Here is a 4,889-nt window from a genome sequence, read left to right on the forward strand (position 1 = left end):
ATATGTGACTAAGAGACAGCCTCTCAGGAGAGGGGGCTTTAGTTTTCCCCTTATCCCCCATGCCAATTTATCCTTCTCCCTCAGGGAGAAGGCTGGGATGAGGGGGTTTTACAGCCCTAAAATTTCTTTCACAAACGGGATGGTCAGCTTGCGTTGCGCGGTGATAGAGGCGAGATCGAGCTGATCGAGCGTCATAAACAAAGTGCGCATTTCACGATCCAGCCGTTTTAGCAGGAAGCGGCCCACATCCTCTGGCAATTCGAAACCACGCAGCCGTGAACGCAGCTGCAAAGCCTGAAGTTTGTCGTCGTCTGACAGCGGCTGCAGCTTATAGATTTGCCCCCAATCCAGGCGCGATGCCAGGTCTGGAAGTTGCAGATTAAGCTGGCGCGGAGGGCGGTCGCCGGTAATCAACAGGCGGGTTTTACCGGATTCCAGAATGCGGTTATAGAGATTAAAAATCGCCATTTCCCACAGCTCATCGCCCGCAACACACTCAATATTATCGATGCACACCAATGAAAGCTGTTCCATGCCGTCGAGCACTTCCGGGACAAACCAGGTGCGTTTATCAAGCGGCACATAGCCGACGGCTTCGCCACGCTGCGACAGTTCCGCACAGGCGGCGTGCAGCAAATGGCTGCGCCCTCCTCCTTCCCGCGACCAGAAATAGATATAGCCGCTGTGATCCTGACGGAGCACGGCCTGCAGGGCTGCAAGTAAAGAAGGATTATCACCCGGCCAGAAACTCGCAAAAGTTTCATCATCCGGTAAATAGAGTGGCAGTGAGAGCTGTGCCGGCGTATTCAGAATTACCTCAACCATAACAGGCAGAAAAACGCAGAGAGTCTAACACAGAATTGACGATCGGGAGAACCGGGCGAGCACGTCGCCCGGCTAATAGCAAGACTAGGGTTTTACGTCGCTTTCTTCCGCATCCAGCACCACTTCTTCCGGGCGCAGCACGCTGATAAGTTTGAAGATCAGGCTCAGGCCTACGCCCACGATCGTCGCCAGCGCCATCCCTTTGAGTTCAGCGGCGCCAATGTGCACTTTCGCGCCGCTCACGCCGATAATCAGGATAACTGAGGTGAGGATCAGGTTTTGCGTTTTGTTGTAATCGACTTTTGATTCGATCAGCACGCGAATACCAGAGGCGCCAATTACGCCGTACAGCAGCAGGGAAACCCCGCCGATAACCGGAACCGGGATGATCTGGATCGCCGCCGCCAGTTTGCCCACACAGGAAAGCAGAATCGCCAGAATCGCCGCCCCGCCAATCACCCAGGTGGAGTACACGCGGGTAATCGCCATTACGCCGATATTCTCGCCGTAAGTGGTGTTCGGCGTCGAGCCAAAGAAGCCGGAGAAAATAGTCGACACGCCGTTAGCGAACATTGAACGATGCAGGCCCGGGTCGCGAATCAAATCTTTCTTCACGATGTTGGCGGTCACCACCAGGTGACCCACGTGCTCGGCAATCACCACCAGCGCCGCAGGCAAAATAGTGAGCATGGCAAACCATTCAAAACGCGGCGTATAGAAGGTTGGCAGCGCGAACCAGTGAGCTTCAATAATTGGCGTGACGTCGACCACTCCCATGGCAAACGAGAGCGCATAGCCCGCCAGCACGCCGATAAGAATCGGGATAATCGCCAGGAAGCCGCGGAACAGAACGGAACCAAAGATGGTCACCGCAAGCGTAGCCAGAGAAATGATGATGGTGGTTGAATCTGGTGAGGTGCCATCCGCAGGCAGCAACCCCGCCATATTCGCCGCAACGCCCGCCAGCTCAAGGCCGATAACCGCCACTATTGCCCCCATCGCCGCGGGTGGGAACATCACATCCAGCCAGCCGGTACCGGCTTTTTTAACAATCAGCGCCACGATACAGAACAACACGCCGCACAGGATAAAACCGCCGAGCGCCACTTCGTAACCCAGCGGCAAAAGCAGCAGCACCGGTGAAATAAACGCAAAGCTTGAACCGAGGTAGGCCGGAATTTTACCTTTACAGATAAACAGATACAGCAGCGTCCCAATCCCGTTAAATAGCAGCACCGTCGCCGGATTAATATGGAACAGAATGGGCACCAGAACGGTGGCACCAAACATGGCAAACAGGTGCTGCAAGCTTAACGGTATCGTTTGCAGCAGGGGTGGACGTTCACTTACCCCGATGGCGCGGCGTGTCATGATGTTTTCCTCAGAATATTGTTTTCAGAAATAACGGTTCAAACGAACCAAAAAAAAGCCGACTTTCGCAGCCGGCTCATTTTTTATTTAGTACCAAATATCTTATCGCCGGCATCGCCGAGGCCCGGAATAATATATCCGTGCTCATTGAGCCCCTGATCGATAGAAGCGGTAAACAGCTCTACGTCCGGGTGCGCCTTTTCAAGTGCCGCGATACCTTCAGGCGCCGCGACCAGAACCAGGACTTTAATACTGGTGCAGCCAGCATTTTTCAGCAGATCGATAGTGGCGATCATAGAACCGCCGGTTGCCAGCATCGGGTCAACCACCAGCGCCATACGCTCTTCAATGTTAGAAACCAGCTTCTGGAAATAAGGGACGGGTTCGAGGGTCTCTTCATTACGGTAGATCCCGACCACGCTGATACGTGCGCTCGGCACGTTTTCCAGCACCCCTTCCATCATGCCCAGACCGGCACGCAGAATCGGCACCACGGTAATCTTTTTACCTTTGATCTGATCGACTTCTACCGGGCCGTTCCAGCCTTCGATAGTCACTTTTTCAGTTTCCAGATCCGCCGTGGCTTCGTAAGTCAGCAAGCTGCCAACTTCTGAGGCGAGTTCACGAAAGCGTTTGGTGCTAATGTCGTTCTCACGCATCAGGCCCAGCTTGTGTTTGACGAGTGGGTGTTTGACTTCCACGATCTTCATACTCTTTCTCCCCGAGATAGTTGGCCACCACAAAAAAAATCGCCGGATTATACCGCTTTTTCACCACGCCGCCACAGGTATTGGGGTTGATCGAGATCAACCGGACTCGAATGAGTATATATCAACAATAATGCCATCCCGCTGAATAAGAGGCTCGCAAACGTTTGCTTGCACTGTTAGAATTGCGGCGTTTTTTATTACTAACCCATACATGGGGACTTAGCAGTGACCGACAAAACCTCTCTTAGCTATAAAGATGCCGGCGTTGATATTGATGCTGGCAACGCTCTGGTCGATAAAATCAAAGGTGTAGTGAAAAAGACTCGCCGCCCGGAAGTGATGGGTGGGCTGGGTGGTTTCGGTGCGCTGTGCGCGCTGCCTCAGAAGTATCGTGAGCCGGTGCTGGTTTCGGGTACCGACGGCGTGGGGACCAAGCTGCGCCTGGCGATGGATCTGAAGCGCCATGACACCATTGGTATCGACCTGGTGGCGATGTGCGTCAACGATCTGGTCGTTCAGGGTGCTGAGCCGCTGTTTTTCCTTGATTATTATGCAACCGGCAAACTTGAAGTCGACACCGCTGCCAGCGTGATCTCCGGCATTGCTGAAGGTTGCCTGCAGTCCGGTTGTGCGCTAGTCGGCGGCGAAACCGCTGAAATGCCTGGCATGTACCACGGCGAAGATTACGACGTGGCGGGCTTCTGTGTGGGCGTGGTTGAAAAATCTGAAATCATCGACGGTTCCAAAGTGACCGACGGCGATGTGCTGATTGCCCTGGCCTCAAGTGGCCCGCATTCCAACGGTTATTCTCTGGTGCGTAAAGTGCTGGAAGTCAGCAGCACCGACCCGCTGACCACCGAACTGGAAGGCAAGCCGCTGGCCGACCATCTGCTGGAACCGACGCGCATCTATGTGAAACCGATCCTCGAATTGATTGAGCAGGTTGACGTTCACGCCATCGCTCACCTGACCGGTGGCGGCTTCTGGGAAAACATCCCGCGCGTGCTGCCGGACAACACGCAGGCGGTGATTACCGAGTCTTCCTGGCAATGGCCTGCGGTATTCAACTGGCTGCAACAAGCCGGGAATATCAGCCGTCACGAGATGTACCGCACCTTTAACTGCGGCGTCGGCATGCTGATTGCTCTGCCTGCGACCGAAGCTGAGAAAGCGCTGGCATTCCTGAAGGCAAAAGGTGAAAACGCCTGGAAAATCGGTAGTATTAAAGCTTCTGATTCCTCCGAGCGTGTGGTTATTGAGTGATGAAACGTATTGTGGTGTTAATCTCCGGCAACGGAAGCAATCTTCAGGCCATGATTGACGCCTGTAAGCTTAAAAAGATTAATGGCACTATCGCGGCGGTATTTAGCAATAAAACCGAAGCCTTCGGTCTGGAACGCGCGCGTGAGGCAGAAATTCCTGCTCACGCGTTAACCGCCAGCCAGTTTGCCGATCGGGCAGCATTCGATCGTGAGCTGATGCTTGAGATTGACGCTTATGCGCCGGATCTGGTTGTGCTGGCAGGCTACATGCGTATTCTCAGCCCGGAATTTGTTGGCCACTACGCTGGCCGCCTGATCAATATCCATCCTTCTCTGCTGCCTAAATATCCGGGCCTGAAAACTCATCAGCAGGCGTTAGAAAACGGCGATGAGGTACACGGTACCTCAGTGCATTTTGTTACCGACGAGCTCGATGGCGGCCCGGTGATCCTCCAGGCCAAAGTTCCGGTATTTGCAGGTGATGACGAATCAGAGATCGCCGCCCGCGTGCAGAATCAGGAACACGCTATTTATCCGCTAGTCGTCTCCTGGTTTGTCGAAGGAAGACTGGAAATGCGTGACAATAGCGCCTGGCTGGATGGCAATAAGCTGCCCGCCCAGGGTTATGCCGCAGACGAATAAAACTAAGGGGTGAAAGCCCCTTCAGACTGATGATAAACCCCATGTGTTTCGCAAAACGCACAGAGACCATCAATAAAAA

General features: G+C 53.9%; 5 protein-coding genes. 2 read left to right on the forward strand and 3 right to left on the reverse strand.

Annotation, left to right across the window (positions count from 1 at the left end; all coding sequences use genetic code 11):
* Positions 1-108: 108 nt before the first annotated feature.
* The 3 genes from EHN07_RS19495 to upp all read right to left on the reverse strand — a co-directional run bounded on the left by EHN07_RS19495 (position 109) and on the right by upp (position 2,906).
* Complete coding sequence (locus tag EHN07_RS19495) at positions 109-810, reverse strand: DnaA inactivator Hda (RefSeq protein ID WP_244202435.1); 702 nt, start codon at positions 808-810, stop codon at positions 109-111.
* A 99-nt stretch (positions 811-909) separates the two neighbouring features.
* Complete coding sequence (uraA, locus tag EHN07_RS19500) at positions 910-2,196, reverse strand: uracil permease (protein ID WP_124025668.1); 1,287 nt, start codon at positions 2,194-2,196, stop codon at positions 910-912.
* Positions 2,197-2,279: 83 nt separating this feature from the next.
* The gene (gene upp, locus EHN07_RS19505) at positions 2,280-2,906 is read right to left on the reverse strand and encodes a uracil phosphoribosyltransferase (protein ID WP_124025669.1); all 627 of its coding nucleotides are present in this window, start codon (positions 2,904-2,906) and stop codon (positions 2,280-2,282) included.
* A gap of 225 nt (positions 2,907-3,131) precedes the next feature.
* Here upp and purM point away from each other — a divergent pair, with 225 nt between their 5' ends.
* Together purM and purN are read left to right on the forward strand one after the other, a co-directional pair.
* Complete coding sequence (gene purM / locus EHN07_RS19510; RefSeq protein ID WP_124025670.1) at positions 3,132-4,169, forward strand: phosphoribosylformylglycinamidine cyclo-ligase; 1,038 nt, start codon at positions 3,132-3,134, stop codon at positions 4,167-4,169.
* Positions 4,169-4,810, forward strand: coding sequence for a phosphoribosylglycinamide formyltransferase (gene purN, locus EHN07_RS19515; protein ID WP_124025671.1), 642 nt, complete (start codon positions 4,169-4,171; stop codon positions 4,808-4,810). The genes purM and purN overlap by 1 nt, the downstream gene beginning before the upstream one ends.
* Positions 4,811-4,889: the final 79 nt, after the last annotated feature.

This window comes from Buttiauxella warmboldiae (genome assembly GCF_003818135.1).
Taxonomy (GTDB): domain Bacteria; phylum Pseudomonadota; class Gammaproteobacteria; order Enterobacterales; family Enterobacteriaceae; genus Buttiauxella; species Buttiauxella warmboldiae.

Bases quoted from the DNA above. Each gene is read 5' to 3' on its own strand.
- uraA (WP_124025668.1), bottom strand. From the start codon at position 2,196: ATGACACGCCGCGCCATCGGGGTAAGTGAACGTCCACCCCTGCTGCAA.
- upp (WP_124025669.1), bottom strand. From the start codon at position 2,906: ATGAAGATCGTGGAAGTCAAACACCCACTCGTCAAACACAAGCTGGGC.
- purN (WP_124025671.1), top strand. From the start codon at position 4,169: ATGAAACGTATTGTGGTGTTAATCTCCGGCAACGGAAGCAATCTTCAG.